This window comes from Oleiphilus sp. HI0067 (genome assembly GCF_001635735.1).
The window spans coordinates 1-760 of record NZ_LWFI01001422.1; the positions used below are offsets into that span (position 1 = coordinate 1).

Below are 760 nucleotides of genomic sequence, written 5' to 3' on the forward strand. Positions count from 1 at the left end.
TGGTAGAGTCCTAGAGCGTTTTGGGACTCGCCTAGCACAAGGTAAGTTACGATCTAATGGCATACGAATTCAAGCAAAAGAAGATGCTGGAGTAAAATCCGTCCATTACGGACGTGTCGTATTCTCAGACTGGTTAAGAGGCTTCGGCCTGCTCATTATTTTAGATCACGGCGATAACTATCTAAGCCTTTATGGAAACAATAAGAGCTTGCATCGAAGCGTAGGTGACTGGGTTAACCCAGGCGAAGTTATCGCGCATGCAGGCAATAGCGGTGGTCGAGAGCGCCCTAGTTTATACTTCGAAATACGAAAGAACGGTAAGCCGCAAGATCCACGTAAGTGGCTAAGCAAATAACATCAGGAAGTCAGGAATGAATTTGAATTTACTCAGAGCTTTAATAATCACGATTACAGCATACAGCGCTGTATCATTCGCAGACGATACCTCTAGTCCTGAAAATACAACGAACACTGAATCTGGAACCCCCTCTGAAGCTGTTGCTAAAGACGACAATTCTGAGAATGCTCAACCAGACCCGCTCCCACTGAATGATCTCAGAAAATTCGCTGACGTATTCGGAAAGATCAAAGCTGCTTATGTCGAGGAAATTGATGACCAGACGCTCATCAAGCACGCCATTCGGGGAATGCTAAACGGTCTAGACCCACACTCTTCTTATCTAGAGCCTGTCGCATACGACGACCTGAAGCAAAACACTTCTGGCTCTTTTGGTGGATTAGGAATTGAAGTAGGTATGGA

The 760-nt window shown here is 45.4% G+C and carries 2 protein-coding genes; both read left to right on the top strand.

From position 1 onward, the window contains the following. Positions 1 to 355 (top strand): murein hydrolase activator EnvC (locus A3739_RS23160; protein WP_156502783.1); only part of this gene is annotated, 355 nt, incomplete at its 5' end. A 16-nt stretch (positions 356 to 371) separates the two neighbouring features. After that, the coding region (locus A3739_RS31265) for a S41 family peptidase (RefSeq protein WP_369821118.1) at positions 372 to 760 on the top strand (389 nt) is incomplete at its 3' end.